The 17,342-nt window shown below is 43.2% G+C and carries 19 protein-coding genes; 10 read left to right on the top strand and 9 right to left on the bottom strand.

Annotation, left to right across the window (positions count from 1 at the left end):
* Positions 1-96: 96 nt before the first annotated feature.
* Positions 97-801, top strand: a complete 705-nt coding sequence (locus AC2VE5_RS06490; RefSeq protein ID WP_486886953.1) for a Nif3-like dinuclear metal center hexameric protein — start codon at positions 97-99, stop codon at positions 799-801.
* Here AC2VE5_RS06490 and wecB read toward each other — a convergent pair.
* Positions 774-1,901 (bottom strand): non-hydrolyzing UDP-N-acetylglucosamine 2-epimerase, encoded by a 1,128-nt coding sequence (gene wecB, locus AC2VE5_RS06485; protein WP_486886952.1) that lies wholly within the window; start codon positions 1,899-1,901, stop codon positions 774-776. The two genes, AC2VE5_RS06490 and wecB, sit on opposite strands and share 28 nt — an antisense overlap.
* A gap of 21 nt (positions 1,902-1,922) precedes the next feature.
* The gene (locus tag AC2VE5_RS06480; RefSeq protein WP_486886951.1) at positions 1,923-2,357 is read right to left on the bottom strand and encodes a hypothetical protein; all 435 of its coding nucleotides are present in this window, start codon (positions 2,355-2,357) and stop codon (positions 1,923-1,925) included.
* Between the two features lie 63 nt (positions 2,358-2,420).
* On the opposite strand from AC2VE5_RS06480, the gene AC2VE5_RS06475 reads away from it, so the two are divergent.
* Entirely contained in the window at positions 2,421-3,026 is a 606-nt protein-coding gene (locus AC2VE5_RS06475) for a DUF1802 family protein (protein WP_486886950.1), read from the top strand.
* 124 nt (positions 3,027-3,150) lie between these two features.
* Entirely contained in the window at positions 3,151-3,429 is a 279-nt protein-coding gene (locus tag AC2VE5_RS06470; protein WP_486887003.1) for a YiaA/YiaB family inner membrane protein, read from the top strand.
* 43 nt (positions 3,430-3,472) lie between these two features.
* Here the strand turns inward: AC2VE5_RS06470 and AC2VE5_RS06465 are convergent, their stop codons facing one another.
* From AC2VE5_RS06465 to AC2VE5_RS06455, 3 genes are read right to left on the bottom strand one after another with little or no spacing between them, the layout of a single operon-like run.
* Complete coding sequence (locus AC2VE5_RS06465) at positions 3,473-3,916, bottom strand: ferredoxin (protein ID WP_486886949.1); 444 nt, start codon at positions 3,914-3,916, stop codon at positions 3,473-3,475.
* Entirely contained in the window at positions 3,916-4,302 is a 387-nt protein-coding gene (locus tag AC2VE5_RS06460) for a DUF1257 domain-containing protein (protein ID WP_486886948.1), read from the bottom strand. Before AC2VE5_RS06460 ends, AC2VE5_RS06465 begins: the two co-directional genes overlap by 1 nt.
* A gap of 45 nt (positions 4,303-4,347) precedes the next feature.
* Entirely contained in the window at positions 4,348-4,557 is a 210-nt protein-coding gene (locus AC2VE5_RS06455; protein WP_486886947.1) for a DUF2997 domain-containing protein, read from the bottom strand.
* Between the two features lie 344 nt (positions 4,558-4,901).
* Between AC2VE5_RS06455 and bioU the strand changes: the two genes are divergently transcribed.
* Positions 4,902-5,915 (top strand): (S)-8-amino-7-oxononanoate synthase BioU, encoded by a 1,014-nt coding sequence (gene bioU / locus AC2VE5_RS06450; protein ID WP_486886946.1) that lies wholly within the window; start codon positions 4,902-4,904, stop codon positions 5,913-5,915.
* Between the two features lie 34 nt (positions 5,916-5,949).
* On the opposite strand, the gene AC2VE5_RS06445 is transcribed toward bioU, so the two are convergent.
* From AC2VE5_RS06445 to AC2VE5_RS06430, 4 genes are all read right to left on the bottom strand, one after another.
* Complete coding sequence (locus AC2VE5_RS06445) at positions 5,950-6,516, bottom strand: hypothetical protein (RefSeq protein ID WP_486886945.1); 567 nt, start codon at positions 6,514-6,516, stop codon at positions 5,950-5,952.
* 171 nt (positions 6,517-6,687) lie between these two features.
* Entirely contained in the window at positions 6,688-7,917 is a 1,230-nt protein-coding gene (locus AC2VE5_RS06440) for a type II secretion system F family protein (protein WP_486886944.1), read from the bottom strand.
* An 82-nt stretch (positions 7,918-7,999) separates the two neighbouring features.
* A complete protein-coding gene (locus AC2VE5_RS06435; protein ID WP_486886943.1) occupies positions 8,000-9,130 on the bottom strand; it encodes a type IV pilus twitching motility protein PilT in 1,131 nt (376 codons plus the stop codon).
* A gap of 81 nt (positions 9,131-9,211) precedes the next feature.
* The gene (locus AC2VE5_RS06430) at positions 9,212-11,209 is read right to left on the bottom strand and encodes a GspE/PulE family protein (protein ID WP_486886942.1); all 1,998 of its coding nucleotides are present in this window, start codon (positions 11,207-11,209) and stop codon (positions 9,212-9,214) included.
* Between the two features lie 377 nt (positions 11,210-11,586).
* On the opposite strand from AC2VE5_RS06430, the gene grpE reads away from it, so the two are divergent.
* The 6 genes from grpE to grxC all read left to right on the top strand — a co-directional run bounded on the left by grpE (position 11,587) and on the right by grxC (position 17,324).
* Complete coding sequence (gene grpE / locus AC2VE5_RS06425; protein WP_486887001.1) at positions 11,587-12,339, top strand: nucleotide exchange factor GrpE; 753 nt, start codon at positions 11,587-11,589, stop codon at positions 12,337-12,339.
* 99 nt (positions 12,340-12,438) lie between these two features.
* Complete coding sequence (gene dnaK, locus AC2VE5_RS06420) at positions 12,439-14,412, top strand: molecular chaperone DnaK (RefSeq protein WP_486886941.1); 1,974 nt, start codon at positions 12,439-12,441, stop codon at positions 14,410-14,412.
* 127 nt (positions 14,413-14,539) lie between these two features.
* Positions 14,540-15,673 carry a molecular chaperone DnaJ gene (dnaJ, locus tag AC2VE5_RS06415; RefSeq protein ID WP_486886940.1) on the top strand — a complete coding sequence of 378 codons (1,134 nt, stop codon included), beginning with the start codon at positions 14,540-14,542 and terminating at the stop codon, positions 15,671-15,673.
* Positions 15,673-15,924, top strand: a complete 252-nt coding sequence (locus AC2VE5_RS06410) for a sulfurtransferase TusA family protein (RefSeq protein ID WP_486886939.1) — start codon at positions 15,673-15,675, stop codon at positions 15,922-15,924. Before dnaJ ends, AC2VE5_RS06410 begins: the two co-directional genes overlap by 1 nt.
* The gene (gene rsgA, locus AC2VE5_RS06405; RefSeq protein WP_486886938.1) at positions 15,921-16,985 is read left to right on the top strand and encodes a small ribosomal subunit biogenesis GTPase RsgA; all 1,065 of its coding nucleotides are present in this window, start codon (positions 15,921-15,923) and stop codon (positions 16,983-16,985) included. Before AC2VE5_RS06410 ends, rsgA begins: the two co-directional genes overlap by 4 nt.
* 63 nt (positions 16,986-17,048) lie before the next feature.
* Entirely contained in the window at positions 17,049-17,324 is a 276-nt protein-coding gene (gene grxC / locus AC2VE5_RS06400) for a glutaredoxin 3 (RefSeq protein WP_486886937.1), read from the top strand.
* Positions 17,325-17,342: the final 18 nt, after the last annotated feature.

The raw sequence follows: 17,342 nt of genomic DNA, 5'->3' as shown, positions 1-17,342 counted from the left end.
TAAACGCACTAATTACCCTTAGTGTGCGGCAATTTAGCCTATTGGGAGGCGCAAACCTGCCAATGAATTTGTTGGTTTCAGTAAAAAAAGAACAAAGTGTACTCTTTAGAGAAGAAGATTTATCTAGATGATATTGCCCGGTTTTTGTCTGACTTTTTTGGGGCAAATCGTTTTACTAACGATCAAAACGGTGTGTATGTACCTTCAGAAAAAGTGATCGCCCGTTTGGGAATTGCCCTAGAACCTTGGTCAGAAATAGCCGCCTGGGTGCAGCAAGAGCGATTAGATGGGTTGTTTCTACATCGTCCTTGGCAACTGCAAACAGTTGATATTGGCGTAGTTGCTTATCATTTGGCTTTTGATGAATCTTTAACCCTTGGTTTCAATCCTCGCCTAGCAACGGTACTAGGGATGTCGAATTTAGAAGTGCTAGGCGAAAAAGAAGGGCGTGCGATTGGGATGCTAGGAGAAGTCGCAAGCGATAGTTTTGATAAATATTGCGATCGCCTAAACCAAGTTTTTCAAGGCTACGATAAGCTAATTCCCGGTACTACAGGCGAGATTTCGCGGGTGACTGTCGTCGGTGCAATGACTGATGTGCTGGTACGCGAAGCCAAATATCGCGGCGCAAATATCTACATTACTGGGCAATTGAGACAAAGCGCCAAAGCAGCTTTAGAAGAAACAGGGATTAGTTGGGTCGCAATTGGACACAGACGCAGTGAAGAATGGGGCTTGCGGGCATTGTCTGGCTTACTGCGCGATCGCTTTGCTCAATTAGAGGTTATTTTGCCTAAATAATTTTCCACAAGTTGTAAAATTCGCTCTGAAGCATGACCATCACCAAAAGGATTAATTGCTGTCGCCATTTTTTGATAAGCAACTTCATCGCTTAATAATTCCTTCGCCGCCGAGACAATGACATCGGGATTAGTGCCTACAAGCTTTGCTGTACCAGCCGTTACAGCTTCCGGGCGTTCGGTAGTTTCCCGCAATACTAATACAGGCTTGCCTAAACTTGGGGCTTCTTCTTGCAATCCGCCAGAATCAGTTAGCAATAGGTGCGAATTCCCGATTGCGCCTACTAATTGGGCATAATCCAACGGTTCGGTTAAAAATACTCGCGGATGACTACCTAATAATTGCTGCAAAGGTTCGCGGACGGTAGGATTGCGATGCAAAGGCAAAAGTAACGCTGTATCGGGAAATAACTCTAATAATTGTAAAAAACTTTGAGCAATATCCTGGAGTGGTTCGCCCCAATTTTCTCGCCGATGCACGGTTGCAAGTAAAACGCGGTATTTTGACCATTCCAAGCCTTTAATATCGCAAGCTGGCTGACCTTTGGCTACGGTGAGTAAAGCATCAATAACCGTATTACCTGTATGGTGAATTTCCCCTACTACTCCCGAACGTTGTAAGTTTTCGACAGCTAAAGTTGTGGGCGCAAAATGCAACTGCGTAAGCTGGGAAATCAACCGCCGATTGGCTTCTTCTGGAAAGGGATTAAATAAGTCGTCTGTTCGCAATCCTGCTTCAACATGACCTACGGGAATTTGTTGATAAAATGCCGCTAAAGTCGCCGCAAAAGCTGTAGTAGTATCGCCTTGGACGATGACAAAATTTGGTTTATTTTGCCCAAATAACTTTTCTAAGCCGCGTAAGGTGCGTTCGGTAATATCTGTAAGCGATTGTCCCGCCTGCATAATCTCTAAATCTTTATCGGCTTTGAGGTCAAATAGTTGCATGACTTGCTCTACCATTTCCCGATGCTGACCTGTTAAAATCACCTCCACGTCTACAGATTTCGCCTGCTGAAATGCTTGAATTACGGGAGCAAGTTTAATCGCTTCGGGGCGCGTACCTAAAATAATATTTACTTGCGGTTTTTGCTGATTCATTTAATTATTGGGAACATTTTTTCAATTGATCGCATAGGTAAGCCAGGTAAAAACGCCATTTTTAGCCACTCTAGGCAATGCCAAACGCCAGGTTTTACCTTCTTTTTGGCGCTGCAAATAAATATCAAAGGGGTTTTTCTGCTTATTCAGTCGTTGTTTTGGCAGCCATCTTGAAAACCTTGGCGCAGGAATCCTCCCGCGCCCAAGTTTTCGCCTAATTGTAAAGTCATAAGTGCCTTGAATTCGATATCCTATTAATTTGTCAATGCTTAGAGGCTGCTTTTGGGTAATATTTACTTGGGAAATATCCAATTTACTAACGTTTTGCTGTAACTGCTGCTGAAAAAGCCGAGTTTGCAAAGCGATCGCTTTTTCAGCTATTTGGCTATTAGGTTCTGTCCCTGCACCGCTACAAGCAGTTAGCAACAATACTAAAATTAAAATTAACCGCCACATAACTGTCTTTATTAGAGCTTTTCCAGCGTCAGTATAAACTGAGAAACGAACCAATCTTAAAATATGTCCTCAATCACTCACGCGCTTAAAGAATGGGCGATCGCTACTGAAGCCTTAGAACAAGGTAAAACAATTATGCTGCTCCGTAAAGGCGGTATTAAAGAAAGCCAAGGAAAGTTTCAAGTACCGCGCGATGGCGCAGAGCGCCCGCTTCGCGATCGCATTCTCCTTTATCCCACTTACGAACATCAACAACCAACGCTGCTAAAGCCTGAATACCAAAGTCGCGTTACTCCCGTAAATTCTGGTTGGCATCCCGATCGCGTTACTATATCTAGCTGGGCAGAAATTACCGATGTTTTGCCTGTAAGTGAAGAAAATACTGTAAAAGCGCTTTTACCTTTTCATATCTGGAACGAGCAATTTATAAGAATTCGCTTAAAATGGAAACCTCGTCAACCTATCTACATTCTTTTACTACGCACTTACAAGCTACCAACTCCCCAAGTTATCGATTATCTACCCCAATATGGCGGTTGCACCTCGTGGATTGATCTTGCTTCAGCTATTAATCTCGATCATACCCAGCCAGTTCTTACTGGAGATGCTTATCAACAATTAAGTACCAAAATTCGCCAGATAATCGGCAATAATTTGACTTTTGCTTAAATACCTAGCAATTTCACGTTTGATTTGCCAATTTGCCGACTGTCTATCAACAAAATTCAAGCAATTATTTTCAAGCTATCAATAATATATAAATTTCTGTAGCTTTCACTTAGGTTAGATGAATATGCACAATTACAGTCGTCAGAAAGATAGCAATGCTTGGATTGCTCAAACTTGGGCTGCTTTTGGTCTTTCTATCACTATTACCAGCGTAGGAATTGTCAATTTACCTGTAAATAACTGGGTCAAAGGCTTTATGGGCATGGGTTTGGCTTTCAGCGTCGGCTCAACTTTTACGTTGGCAAAAACTACTAGAGACTTGCACGAAGCAACAAAAATTGTCTCTAGAATCGATGAAGCTCATGTAGAAAAATTATTGAGTCAAAATCATCCTTTAAAATAATTATTAAAAAGCGGCTGTAGTCAACAACCGCTTTTTTATTACTCTAATATTTTGCTTTCTTGCGAGCTAATTTTTGCTGCTTATTGCGTCGCCTATGCGCCGCAACTACTGCTTCATCCACCGGATACCCAATAAGCGGAATTACTTGATACTGGCGTTCTTCTTCAAGGTTTTTGACTTTTGTATAGTCTAACCAGTGAATGCAATCGACAGGACAAGTATCAATCGCTTCTTGGATTAATTCTTCGGAATCTCCATCTTGGCGAATTACCCGCGATCGCCCATAATCTGGCTCAATATAAAAGGTATTACGGGCTACATGGGCGCAATGCTTGCAACCAATACAGGTAACTTCATCTACATACACGCCATTTTGCCGGACTATACCCCCAAGTTCTGGTTCTAAACCCGAACGATCCGGGTTATCCCGAAAAATTCCCCCTAATTCTGGTTCTTTTTCCGAGCGCTCTTGTCCAAATTCAGCCATTAGTTACTCCAACGCTGTACTAAGAGGCGAATTGAACCATCAGTATTTTGTTGTTGTTCGGAAATTTGAAAGCCTTGTTTTGCTGTTTCATTAACCACAGTATGGTAAGCATAACGTTGCGTTACCTGGCGCAAAAATCCTTCAACTGATAGCGGTTGTTGCCAATATTGCAAGTCAGCCACTAATTCGTATTCTTTGCCATTCCAGCTAAATCCAACATCGTAGCCGTTTTCTTGTTCGATAGAAATCGCTGCTTCCCGGCTTTGTCCGCGATAACCGCGTACCATCTCAGGTTCAGCTTTCCATTTAATGCCTAAGTCTGTAAGCGCAGCTTGTAAGGAGGTTAAATTGCGGATTTGAGTTTTGATTTGGCTAAAATGTGACATGGTTTTTGTGAGTAAAGGAGCCTAAACTAGATAAAAAAATATCAACTACCACTGACTCAAGGCATTTTGAGTTGTAGTAACATTAGTTTGATAAACTTGCGCCGTGAAAAAATCTGAGGTTTGCTCAGTATCAATTACTGTTCCTAACTGGGCTTCAATGGCTGCCGTAACTTCTGCACAAGAAGCGCCAATAATTCCGGTAACTGTCTCTTGAACTCTACCGTCTGGATAAATAACAAATTCTAACGTTTCCATATATCGTTAAATTTCCTACAGCATAGAATTAGATAACTGTACTAAAACTTTACATAATTTAAGCAAAAATTGCTTATAACTAATGTGTCAGTTATTAACTTAAAGTTTCATCTATCGAATTATATATAATCAAAAGTTACAAAACTTATAAATTACTGAGCGGTTGCATTAGTTATATGTAAGTTTCCCTTAACTATACGCTGCCGTCAAGAGAGGTAAAAAACTTTACAATTAGAGCGATCGCTCCATAACGGTATAAATAAAGGAATTTTTGCGAGTATTGGGGCAAAATAAACAAGCAAAAGTTTACGATAATTAAAATTCGTTTAGTGTAGGTAATAGGCATGAGTGCCGATATTAAAAGTTTTGCTACTTCTACCCCAATGCGTGTAGGAGTGTTAGGTTTTGGTGGATTAGGACAAGCGGCGGCTAAATTAATTGCTCCCAAAAGCGAGATGTTGCTGGTAGCCGTAGCCGATCTTAAAGGCTATGCTTACGCTTCTGCGGGATTAAATGTAGATAAGTGTGTAGAAGCTTATGCAACGCATGGTTCGGTAGGATATTTGGAAGCTGGGGGGACGTTGAGTAACCAAAGCATTCAAGAATTGATCGAAAAGTCAGAAGTAGATGGTTATTTTTTAGCATTGCCCAATTTACCTAATACATTTATAGCGTCTGTCGCCCAAATGTTTATGCGATCGCATTGGCAAGGGGTATTAGTAGACGCGATCAAACGCACGAGCGCTGTAGAGCAACTATTGGCATTAAAATCAGACTTCCAAGACGCTCAAATTACCTATCTAACAGGCTGTGGCGCAACTCCAGGATTGCTAACCGCCGCCGCCGTCTTAGCCGCCCAAAGCTACGCCGAAATTCATAGTGTAAAAATTACCTTTGGTGTAGGAATCGCCAACTGGGAAGCTTACAGAGCAACTATTCGAGAAGATATTGCCCACTTACCAGGCTACAGCGTCGAAAGCGCAAGAGCAATGACTGACGCACAAGTAGAAGCCTTACTAGATGAGACGAATGGAGTGTTGACATTAGAAAATATGGAACACGCCGACGATATAATGCTGGAATTGGCGGGGATATGCGATCGCGATCGCGTGACTGTCGGGGGCGTAGTCGATACTCGCAACCCCAAAAAGCCACTCAGTACCAATGTCCAGGTAACAGGGAGAACTTTTGAAGGGAAAATTTCTACTCATACTTTTACCCTAGGAGACGAAACCAGTATGGCAGCAAACGTCTGTGGTACTGCTTTTGGTTATCTCAAAGCCGGAATCGGACTGCAACGCCGGGGTATTTACGGCTTATTTACGGCGGCGGAAATTATGCCCCAGTTTGTGAGATAAAATTGTTGGGGCGCAGCTATAAGTGCGCCCCAACTTAAACCGTAGGACTTTCTCTGGACAAATCAACTACTTCTTCCCTATCCGCGATAATTTCTTGAGGCACAAAGGGCAAATTCGCACCTTGCAAACCTTTTTTTATTCTTTCTGGAGTTTCTGGAAAGACAACAAACAAAGGATAAATAGCATTAGCCCCTTCACTAAAGATATGTTTGTAGCGAGGAGGCATTACCCATTCATAGTCTTTATCTAGCCAAACTTGAATTTGTCGCCAGCGCCGGAGTAAATCGGAAAAGTCTTCATCAGGACGATGAATAAAGATAAAAAGCTCAATACCCGTCTTGATTTTCCACTCCGGATCGCACATCAAAATTGCTACTTCACAAGGTAGCATTCTCGCCTCGGTAGTTTTATCAGACATGGTAGAAGCAGGCTGACGCAAGCGTACAATCGGGAAAGGGATAGTAATTAGGCTTTCTTCTGGGCGACGAAGACTAGGAATTGCCTCTAGATAAGGACGATGTTGCTTGAGAAGTGCGATCGCAGATCTTGGATTGCTATATTCTGCCAATAACTGTTCGTAATCTGATTTTTTACTCGTCATATTAATTAAATTAGCTATATTATTATTGGTAGTTCAATTACTGCAACTGGATTACGAGCAAAAACTAAATAGAGCTTAAATTTTATTTGCTTAGTAAAGAACTGCTAGGGCATTAGACTAAAAAATTCTAATGGATTGATTATTTTAATAGCCCTCCACAACTTTTTTGATTTAACCCAAGGTTTCAAACACTTTAAACATTGGTAGGTACATCGACAGCAAAATCACCCCTACCATTCCGCCCAAAACCACAATCATAATTGGTTCGATGACGCTGGTAAGCGCCTTCACTGACTGTTCTACTTCATCTTCATAAAAATCCGCAACTTTCATTAGCATTTGGTCTAATTCCCCAGTTTCCTCACCAATACTAATCATTTGAATTGCCATAGGTGGGAAAACTGCATCTTTCTTTAAAGCCAGACTAATCATTCCACCTTGTTGAATTTCTAATCTTGAAGCATCCAAGGCATTAGCAATGACTTGATTTCCAGCAGTATCGCGAACAATTTCTAACGCAGTCAAGATCGGCACACCAGAACGAGTCAAAGCTCCAAAAGTCCTGCTAAAACGAGCTACCGAAGACTTTTGAATTAGATCGCCAAATAAAGGTACTTTTAAAGAAAGACGGTCTATAGTTTCTCTACCCAACCGAGTTCTATAGTATTGTTGCAGAAAGAAACTACCACCCATAAATATAACAACCGGAATAAAAACTCTCCAACTTGTAATTATGCCGCTAACTGTAAGCATGAACTGCGTTAATGGTGGCAATTCTACACCTAATTGTTTAAAGATATCCGCAAAAATTGGAATGAGAAATACAGTCATACCAAGGAAAATCAGCAAAGCTAAAATTCCTACCGCCACAGGATAAGCTAAAGCTGATTTGACTTGATTTTGTAGTCTAGCAACATCTTCCAACAACTTAGATAAACGATTCATTACTTCGTCAAGTACACCACCAACCTCGCCTGCTTGCACCATACTGACGTACAAAGTATCAAAGCATTGAGGGTGCTTGCGCATTGCATCAGAAAGATTTACCCCCTGCTGCACATCTTCGCTAATTTCAATTAAAGCTTTTTTTAGTTTTGGGTTAGGAGCTTGCTCTGCTAGTACGCCAAGGCTCCGAACGATCGCGACTCCCGCATTCGTCAACACCGCAAATTGACGGGAAAAAATCGCTTTGTCCTTAACAGAAACCTTTGCTAAAGCTGCTTGAAACTGACTTAAGTCTAAATCTCCACTCAGTTTAAATTCTTGAGCCTGCTTCAAGTCTTGAATTACGAGACCTCTTTCTCGCAAGCTGGAACGGGCTATAAATGGGGAAGCTGCAACAATTTTTTCTTTTCTAGCATTTCCTTTAGAATCTCGAACGCGGGCGACATAGGTAGGCATAACCATCTCCAAATAATTTGTAATTGAGGATTTTTAAAGTAGTAGTAGATAGAGACGCTCTAGCAAACATCTCTACAGGAAACTAACGAGCCTGCATACCTGCCATTCCTGGTTTTGCCCCCGGTGCTACAGTTCCTGATACTCCGCCAATCAATCGCTGCAACTCATCAGTTTTAGAACTTTTAGACATTGCTGCTTCAAAAGAGATAATTCCGGCTTTGTACAAGTCTGATAATACTTTCTCCAAGGTTTGCATTCCGAGCTTACCCCCCGTTTGAATTGCTGAGTAAATTTGCGCGGTTTTGCCTTCCCTAATTAGATTAGAAATAGCTGGAGTAACAATCATAATTTCTTGCGCCATTACCCGTCCGAATTCATTGGGTTTGGGCTTTTTCTTAGATACTAAAGTTTGACTAAATACGGCAATTAATGAGTTAGATAGCTGAACGCGGATTTGTTGTTGCTGTTCGGGAGGAAAAACATCTACCATCCGGTCAACGGTTTGGGCGGCAGAACTTGTGTGTAAAGTCCCAAATACTAAGTGACCAGTTTCCGCCGCCGAAATTGCCAACTGGATAGTCTCCAAGTCGCGCATCTCTCCGACTAAAATCACATCTGGATCTTCTCGTAAAGCTGCTCTCAAGGCGTTAGCAAAGCTTTTGGTATCTTCTCCTACTTGCCGTTGGTGAATCAAACTTTTAAGTGGCTCGTAGATAAATTCGATCGGATCTTCAACGGTCAAAATATGCTCGGAGCGAGTCATATTAATGTTATTGATCATTGAAGCTAAAGTTGTGGTTTTACCCGATCCGGTTGGTCCAGTTACCAATACAAGTCCTCTGGGCTTCTCGGATATCTCCCGGACGATGTTGGGCAAATTCAACAATTCCATTGCCGGAATTTTGGAAGATAACGCCCGCAAACAAGCCGCATAAGCACCGCGATCTTTGTACACGTTGACCCGGAAGCGGGCTAATCCCTTTACGCCATAAGAGCAATCGAGTTCCCAGTTTTGCTCTAAGTTTTTGCGCTGGGTGTTGTTGAGCATACTAAAGATCAGACGTTGACATTGTTCTGGGGTCAATGGTTCGTGTTCTGTCGGAGTTAATTTGCCACTGACACGAATATAGGGAGGTAAACCAGCCGATAAATGCAAGTCGGAGCCACCACTTTCAACTACTTGCTCCATTAAGTCTTCAATCATGTATTCCATGCGTTTTCTCCTATTTAGATATATTTAGATCTGGAAATATTAATGTCGTCTTTTATTTAGTTCAAAGCTTAGGTCTACTACCTATTCTTGAAAACGACAGGTCATGCAGTAAGGACAATCTAGCCACTCTTGTTGTAACTGAGCGTTACAAGTACGGCACTCCAAAGAACTTTTACGCTTGGCTTTGAGTTCAGATTCTAAACCTGAATCTGTAAAGGTTACTCGTTCTACTTCTTCTAAGGTTGTACTTCCTTCCCGTACCAAGTTGAGGCTATAAGCTAACAAAGTAACCATTCCTTCCTCTACGGCAACTTCTTTGAGCCTCTCGGTGGGCGCTCCTTCAGTAATCAAAGTCTGCAACCGCTCGGTGATCCGCATAACTTCATAAACACCACAACGTCCTTTGTAACCTACTCCACCACAGTTTGAGCAAAGTTCACCCTTACTTCGAGCTTGCTGAATTTGCTCTGGTTGTAAAGTATTAGCTTTGTAGAGACTAATAGCGACCTCTTGAGAGGAAGTTGATAGCCCAAATCTAGCAAGTTCAGCAGCCGTTGGCGTGTAAGCAATCTTGCACTGCGAACAAACACGCCGCACCAAACGTTGAGCGACTACACCAAGTAGCGAACCCGATACCATGAATGGTTCTACACCCATTTCATCTAAACGCGAGATGGCTCCGGCGGCATCGTTAGTATGTAGAGTAGTTAGGACTAAGTGTCCGGTTAAAGCCGCTTCAATTGCAGTTTTAGCTGTTTCTTTATCTCGCGTTTCGCCCACTAATATCACATCAGGATCTTGGCGCAAGAAGGAGCGCAAAATTGAAGCAAAATCCATCCCTTTTTCTCGAATTACCTGTACTTGGGTAATTCCAGGCAAAGAATACTCAATGGGGTCTTCGGCGGTACTAATATTTACCCCCGGATCGTTGCGCTCAGCTAGTACGGAGTATAGAGTAGTAGACTTGCCCGAACCTGTGGGTCCTGTAACTAGCAATAACCCAAACGGACGACTAGCCATATCTCTGACAATTTGGAGGCTGACTGGATCGCTAATTAATTTATCTAAGCCAAGTTGAGTAGAAGTATTATCCAAAATCCGCAGTACGACTTTTTCCCCGTAGCGGCTAGGGAGGGTACTAACTCGAAAGTCTACTTTCCTTCCTTCAAACATCCGGCGAATACGTCCATCTTGAGGCATCCGGCGTTCGGCAATGTCTAAGTCAGAAATAATTTTGAAGCGGGCGGTAACGGCGGCAACAATTTGCTTGGGCAGAGGCTCGAAAGCTTTACGCAATACGCCATCTTTACGAAACCGAATGCGGAGATTTTCTTCTTGAGGCTCAATGTGAATATCAGAAACATTTTCTTGCAGAGCTTTGACAAGAATTTTGTTGACTAACGCAATTACTGGAGCGGCTGCCGCATCTTGTACAGCAGCACCTAAATCTGCGTCTACTTCATCAGGTGCGTCTTGCAAGTCAAGATTTTCTAGCTCGGACTTTACATCAACGGACTTTTCTATATCTATCAGCTTTTGTTTTTCAACTTGCTCATCTAGATATTTGGAGAGAATTTGCTGAAAGTCTTCTTGAGTGATGACCATCCTCTGTAAACCCAATCCTTTGGGACGCAAAATTCGGTTTAGGGTATCTTGAGCATCTAAGTTGTCAGGATCTACCATAGCTACTAGCACCGAAGGAGGTGAAGTATTGTTCTGCGCCAGTGGAATGAGACGATAGCGACGACAAGCATCAACAGGAATTAGAGTATTGATTAGATTTTCGGCGGTCGTAATATTAGTTTCGCTAACTTCTGGATCGAGAAATTCAACTCCGTAAAGAATTTTTAGTTCAAATAATTGCTGTTTCTTATAGTGTCTAATTAAATCTGGGGTCAGTTGTTTTCCCGTTATGGATTCTAGAGCGTCTGTCAAAGACTTTCCCGACTGGCGGCTTTCTGCTAGAGCTTGATGCACTTGATCGCGGTTAGCATAACCCGCTTCAACCACCTTGTTGCCAAAAGGAGATAAGTCATTTTTAACGATTAGCGCCCGTCGCTGGGATAATGGGTAGGTCATAAATATTTGTGATAAAAGTTCCTATAGATAGATTATGCCCAAACCCTAAGTTAGAGTTGCTATCCAAAAACAGTTTGTGGCAAAAATCTAAGTGGAGATGTTGCGGGAGAATTTTTGGGTGCTGGGTGCTGGCGGAAGTGGCAAATTTTGAGATAAAAGTAAAATTTCCGCGCATCGTTTGGGCTGAGTGTTAATTTAGGCGTGAGGCACCGCTAAAAAGCCACTTTCTAACTATTAGATAGCAGCAAAATGTCTTAAATAAGCAACTTATTTTTAAAACTTTGCTATTTCAGGGTTAATTGGTGCATCCTAGAGAAAGTGAATGAATTAAATATGCCTCTTGAAGCACAGTTTTGAGCATCTAGGATTAGTGCATAATAGTTGACGAGGAAAAACAGACTAACAAACCACCAAATCAACAAAGCGATCCAATAGAGGTCTCAAAAGTAATAATGGAGACGACAGCACAAACAATGAATTCTAACTTTGATGTTAATAGCGAGGAAAATCCTCAAGTAGCAGAAACTGCTAACTTAGCCAGCGATACGATCGTCCCAGACGAAAATTCTGCCAATCCACCGATGGAAAGTAATGATAATTACCAACAATTATTGGCGGAAAAGGACCAGGAAATTGCAGCGCTGAAAAGCCAAATTGAAGAACGCACCAGCCAGTATCTGCGCCTTGTGGCGGATTTTGACAATTTCCGCAAGCGCTCTCAAAAAGAAAAAGACGAATTAGACCAGCAAATCAAAGGCAGCACAATTACCGAACTATTGCCAGTTGTAGATAATTTTGAAAGGGCAAGGTCGCAGCTTAAACCCCAAACTGAGGCGGAAATGAGCATCCATAAAAGCTATCAAAGCGTTTACAAACAACTGGTAGATTGTCTCAAACGCCTAGGAGTCGCGCCTATGCGTCCAGAGGGGCAGGAATTCGATCCAAGTCTCCACGAAGCTGTAATGCGCGCTCCAAGCGTTGAACCAGAAGGTACGGTATTGGAGGAATTAGTCCGAGGCTACTTTTTGGGCGATCGCATTTTGCGCCACGCCATGGTTAAAGTTGCGGCTCCCATAGAACCCGTGGTAATCTCAGAAGAAAACTCTGCAACTTCACAAGAAGAAAGCTAAACTTCTTTAAAAAATTGATAATTTTACAACTTAACTGATTTTTTAAGATCGGTGAAAACCATTTTCCACCCCTACCCTTGAGAATAACTACTACTAAGCATGGGAAAAGTCATTGGCATCGACTTAGGCACAACAAATAGTTGTGTTGCCATCTTAGAAGGTGGTCAACCAACAGTAATCGCCAATTCCGAAGGCGGACGCACTACCCCTAGTGTAGTAGCCTTTGGCAAGGGTAGCGAACGGTTAATTGGTCAATTGGCAAAGCGCCAAGCAGTGACCAATGCCGAAAATACCATTTATAGTATCAAGCGTTTTATTGGTCGGCGCTGGGATGATACCGCCTCAGAACGCCAAAGAGTAACTTATAAATGTGTCAAGGGGAGAGATGATACGGTAGATGTGCAAATTCGTGGGCGCAACTACACTCCTCAAGAAATCTCGGCGATGATTCTGCACAAGCTCAAGCAAGATGCGGAGACTTTTTTGGGTGAAACTGTAGACAGGGCAGTCATTACTGTACCTGCCTATTTTACCGATGCTCAGAGGCAAGCAACTAAAGATGCTGGCACCATTGCTGGATTGGAAGTATTGCGAATTGTTAACGAACCTACCGCCGCCGCCCTTGCCTACGGATTGGATAAGCTCGGTCAGGAACAAAAAATTTTGGTATTTGACTTAGGCGGCGGCACCTTTGATGTCTCCATTCTCCAGCTTGGAGATGGAGTATTTGAAGTCAAAGCTACCTCCGGTAACAATCACTTAGGGGGCGATGATTTTGATAACTGTATAGTTTTGTGGATGCTCTCTCAATTCCAAGAACAAGAAAAAATTGACTTGTCTCAAGATAAAATGGCAACCCAGAGACTCAGGGAAGCTGCAGAAAAAGCCAAAATAGAACTTTCTACCCTTGGGGCAACGTCAATTAACTTACCCTTTATTACCGCCGATGCCACAGGTCCAAAGCATTTGGCAATGGAACTGAGCCGCTCCAAATTTGAGGAAATAGTCGCTCACTTAGTAGAAAGAACTGTCGAACCAATGGTACAGGCTCTTAAAGACTGCGAACTCAACCCCTCAGACATCGACCGAGTAATATTAGTAGGAGGCTCCACTCGAATTCCTTCAGTACAAAATGCCCTCCAAAAATTCTTTGGTGGTAAAGCCAGCGATAGATCTGTTAATCCAGATGAAGCTGTAGCTCTAGGAGCCGCAATTCAAGGAGGAGTTTTAGGCGGCGAAGTTCAAGATGTATTGCTACTAGATGTTACCCCCTTATCCCTGGGAATTGAAACTTTGGGAGAAGTATTTACTAAAGTTATCGAACGCAATCGGACAATTCCGACCAGTAAAGCGCAAATATTTTCTACCGCTACCGACGGGCAAATTTCTGTAGAAATTCATGTCCTCCAAGGCGAACGCGCGATGGCAACAGACAACCATAGTTTAGGAAGATTTGTTTTAGCAGGGATTCCCCCCGCTCCGCGTGGAATGCCGCAAATTGAAGTAAGTTTTGAAATTGATGTCAACGGTATATTGAAAGTTGCAGCCCAAGATAAGGGGACGGGTCGGGAACAAAGCATTCGGATCGCAAATACCGGAGGATTAAGTAATAGCGAAATAGAACGGATGCGCCAAGAAGCAGAAACCTATGCCGAGCAAGACAAAAAACGGATTGAATTAATCGATTTAAGAAACCAAGCAGAAAATTTGATCTACAGCTACCAATCTACGTTAAAAGATAACGGCACTTTGATCGATCGAGAGTTTAAAGACCAAGCAGACGCAAGCATAACTCAGCTAAAAGGACTATTTGACGACCCAGAAACTACTATAGAAAAAGTCCAGCAACAGATAGATAGCTTTCAGCAGTTATTGCTGAAAATTGGCACAAGCGTTTACAAAAAAGTTAATTCTTCAGGAGCGCACGACTTCATTGAAACGACAGTTCTACCGCACAATAAAGAAACAACCGCTCAACCCAAGACTTCTGTACCAGCAACACAAGGAGACTTTGATCTAGATTTTGCTGAAGAAGATAACACAGTAACCGTTGATTATGAGGCAATTGAATAAATTAGGCTTGTTGTACTTGCAGTAATTTGTCTACATTTAATAATAGAACTAACTAGCAATCCTGCTAGTCGTTATTAGATTTCCGCTCCCCATCCGTAAACTTTATCTATAAACGAAGCAGCGCTCTATGGCCCGCGACTACTACGAAATTCTGGGTGTCTCTCGTAATGCAGACAAAGAAGAACTAAAATCCTCTTACCGCCGCCTAGCCCGGAAATATCATCCTGATATAAATAAAGAAGCTGGAGCCGAAGACCGCTTTAAAGAAATTAGTCGTGCTTATGAAGTCTTATCGGAACCAGAAACCCGCGACAGATACGATCGCTTTGGCGAAGCTGGAGTAGCGGCAGGTGCTGGTGGAGTTGGGTTTCAAGACTTCAGCGATGTGGGCGGTTTTGCAGATATCTTTGAAAACTTATTTAATAACTTTGCTGGCGGTGTCGCTGGGGGGCAAAGTCAACGGCGGCGCAATGGGCCCGTGCGCGGCGATGACCTGCGTTTAGACCTAAAACTAGACTTTCGCGAAGCCGTATTTGGGGGAGAAAAAGAAATTCGCATCTCGCACCTAGAAACTTGCGAAGTTTGTAGCGGTTCGGGAGCAAAACCCGGTACTCGCCCCCGCAGTTGCTCGACTTGTACGGGGTCGGGTCAAGTGCGCCGCGTAACGAGAACGCCTTTTGGAAGTTTTACTCAAGTATCGGCTTGTCCTACTTGCAACGGTACGGGACAGATGATTGAGGATAAATGCGAAACTTGCTCTGGCAATGGAGCGCACCAAGTAACTAAAAAGTTGAAGATAACTATTCCGGCGGGAGTTGATAACGGTACGCGCTTGCGCATCTCCTCAGAAGGCGATTCTGGTCAGCGCAACGGACCGCCAGGGGACTTATACGTGTATTTGTTCATTAATGAAGATGCGGAGTTTAAGCGCGACGGCATCAATATTCTGTCAGAAATCAAAATTAGCTATTTGCAGGCAATTTTAGGTTCTCGAATCGAAATAAATACCGTAGATGGACCAGTGGAACAAACGATCGCCCCAGGAACTCAACCAAATATAGTTTTGACCCTGGAAGACAGGGGCGTACCGCGTTTGGGCAATCCGGTAAGTCGAGGAAATCACTTAGTTACAGTTTTAATTGATATTCCGACAAAACTGAGTAGCGAGGAACGGGAATTGTTAGAGAAATTGGCAAAAATTAAAGGCGATCGCACGGGGAAAGGCGGTAGAGATGGCTTATTTGGCAAGTTGTTTCAGTAATGAGTAATTTACCTGCTGCTGACGATAAGCTTGACCTGCGGGGAACTCCTTGCCCGATCAACTTTGTGCGGACTAAACTGCGTCTTGAGCAAATGCCCCCAGGGGCATTGTTGGAGGTATGGCTAGACCCTGGAGAACCAATTGAGCAAGTCCCCGATAGTCTAGCTATGGCAGGTTACAGCGTCGAACAAATAGCCGCCGTTGCCAGCTACTATTGCTTGTTGGTTCGCCGTCCCCTTGCTACGGCATGAAGCCAGACGATCGGCAAGTAACCTCTGATTCACCCTTGATAGGCACAGTAATTGCCGTCCAGGCAAATTACTATCAAGTAAAGTTGTTACAGCCAGAACAAGAGATGCCGTTGCTGTTGCTATGCACTCGCCGGGCATTGTTAAAGAAAATGGGACAAAAGGTAATGGTAGGCGATCGCGTAGAAGTGGTCGAACCAGATTGGGCAGGGGGGAGAGGTGCAATATCTCAAGTTTTTCCCAGACAGACAGAACTCGATCGTCCCCCAGTAGCCAATGCCCAGCAAATTCTCTTAGTTTTTGCCCTAGAAGAACCGAAGATCGAACCTTATCAATTAAGCCGTTTTTTGGTGAAGGCGGAAACTACAGGCTTAGAAGTGTACCTGTACCTAAATAAAAGCGACTTATTGACCCCCGAACAGTTGCTTTCTTGGCGGTTACGCCTAAACCAATGGGGCTACAATCCGGTTTTTATTAGCGTTCATCAAGCCGCCATTGAACAAATCCGCGCCCAACTAGATAATAAAATTACCGTAGTTGCCGGACCTTCGGGGGTGGGCAAATCTAGCTTAATTAATTACTTAATTCCTGATGCTAACTTGCGGACAGGAGAAGTTTCTGGCAAGTTGGGTAGAGGTCGTCATACTACGCGCCACGTCGAACTATTTCAACTGCCTAGTGGGGGCTTGCTTGCCGATACACCAGGTTTTAACCAGCCAGACTTAGACTGTCAGCCGGAGGAATTAGTTAATTATTTTCCTGAAGCAAGAGAGCGTTTAGCCGTTGCCCATTGTCAGTTTAACGACTGCTTGCACCGAGATGAGCCAAACTGTGTGGTGCGGGGCGATTGGGAACGCTACGAGCATTATTTAGAATTTTTGGCAGAGGCGACTATTCGTGCCACTGCGCAGGGTCGCACAAGCGACCCCGAAGCTAGTATGAAGTTAAAAACTAAGCGTGGCAAAAATCAGTATGAACCCAAGCTAGAAACAAAAAAATATCGCCGGACATCGCGCCGCAGTCAACAGCAGGGGCTGCAAAAGTTGGATGAAGAGGGAGACTAACTCCTGCTTTTGACGGCTTAGAAGGCTTAAAATTAAAAATTATTCACCGTGGAGGTAACGATCGTGGCTGCAACTAAAGTGGAAATCTATACCTGGAAAACTTGCCCCTATTGCATTCGTGCCAAGCAGTTGCTCAAGAGCAAAGGCACAGAATTTACAGAATACAGTATTGATGGTGATGAAGCAGCACGAAGCCAAATGGCTAAACGTGCTAATGGCAGACGGTCTGTGCCGCAAATATTTATCAACGACAAACATATCGGTGGTTGCGATGATATGTATGAGTTGGACTTTCAAGGCGAGCTTGACGAATTGCTAGGAGCTAATAACACCGTTTAAGTTGGTTTAATTGCTCCA

This window comes from Aliterella sp. E5.1 (assembly GCF_057473825.1).
This window is presented reverse-complemented; position numbering and strand designations above follow the sequence as displayed.

What these genes read in the sequence shown, in the direction of transcription:
- AC2VE5_RS06460 (WP_486886948.1), bottom strand. Translation starts at nt 4,302, where the DNA reads ATGTCACATTTTAGCCAAATCAAAACTCAAATCCGCAATTTAACCTCC.
- AC2VE5_RS06430 (WP_486886942.1), bottom strand. Translation starts at nt 11,209, where the DNA reads ATGACCTACCCATTATCCCAGCGACGGGCGCTAATCGTTAAAAATGAC.
- wecB (WP_486886952.1), bottom strand. Translation starts at nt 1,901, where the DNA reads ATGAATCAGCAAAAACCGCAAGTAAATATTATTTTAGGTACGCGCCCC.
- AC2VE5_RS06445 (WP_486886945.1), bottom strand. Translation starts at nt 6,516, where the DNA reads ATGACGAGTAAAAAATCAGATTACGAACAGTTATTGGCAGAATATAGC.
- AC2VE5_RS06480 (WP_486886951.1), bottom strand. Translation starts at nt 2,357, where the DNA reads ATGTGGCGGTTAATTTTAATTTTAGTATTGTTGCTAACTGCTTGTAGC.
- bioU (WP_486886946.1), top strand. Translation starts at nt 4,902, where the DNA reads ATGAGTGCCGATATTAAAAGTTTTGCTACTTCTACCCCAATGCGTGTA.
- AC2VE5_RS06435 (WP_486886943.1), bottom strand. Translation starts at nt 9,130, where the DNA reads ATGGAATACATGATTGAAGACTTAATGGAGCAAGTAGTTGAAAGTGGT.
- rsgA (WP_486886938.1), top strand. Translation starts at nt 15,921, where the DNA reads ATGAAGCCAGACGATCGGCAAGTAACCTCTGATTCACCCTTGATAGGC.
- AC2VE5_RS06475 (WP_486886950.1), top strand. Translation starts at nt 2,421, where the DNA reads ATGTCCTCAATCACTCACGCGCTTAAAGAATGGGCGATCGCTACTGAA.
- AC2VE5_RS06410 (WP_486886939.1), top strand. Translation starts at nt 15,673, where the DNA reads ATGAGTAATTTACCTGCTGCTGACGATAAGCTTGACCTGCGGGGAACT.
- AC2VE5_RS06465 (WP_486886949.1), bottom strand. Translation starts at nt 3,916, where the DNA reads ATGGCTGAATTTGGACAAGAGCGCTCGGAAAAAGAACCAGAATTAGGG.
- AC2VE5_RS06470 (WP_486887003.1), top strand. Translation starts at nt 3,151, where the DNA reads ATGCACAATTACAGTCGTCAGAAAGATAGCAATGCTTGGATTGCTCAA.
- AC2VE5_RS06440 (WP_486886944.1), bottom strand. Translation starts at nt 7,917, where the DNA reads ATGCCTACCTATGTCGCCCGCGTTCGAGATTCTAAAGGAAATGCTAGA.
- dnaJ (WP_486886940.1), top strand. Translation starts at nt 14,540, where the DNA reads ATGGCCCGCGACTACTACGAAATTCTGGGTGTCTCTCGTAATGCAGAC.
- dnaK (WP_486886941.1), top strand. Translation starts at nt 12,439, where the DNA reads ATGGGAAAAGTCATTGGCATCGACTTAGGCACAACAAATAGTTGTGTT.
- AC2VE5_RS06455 (WP_486886947.1), bottom strand. Translation starts at nt 4,557, where the DNA reads ATGGAAACGTTAGAATTTGTTATTTATCCAGACGGTAGAGTTCAAGAG.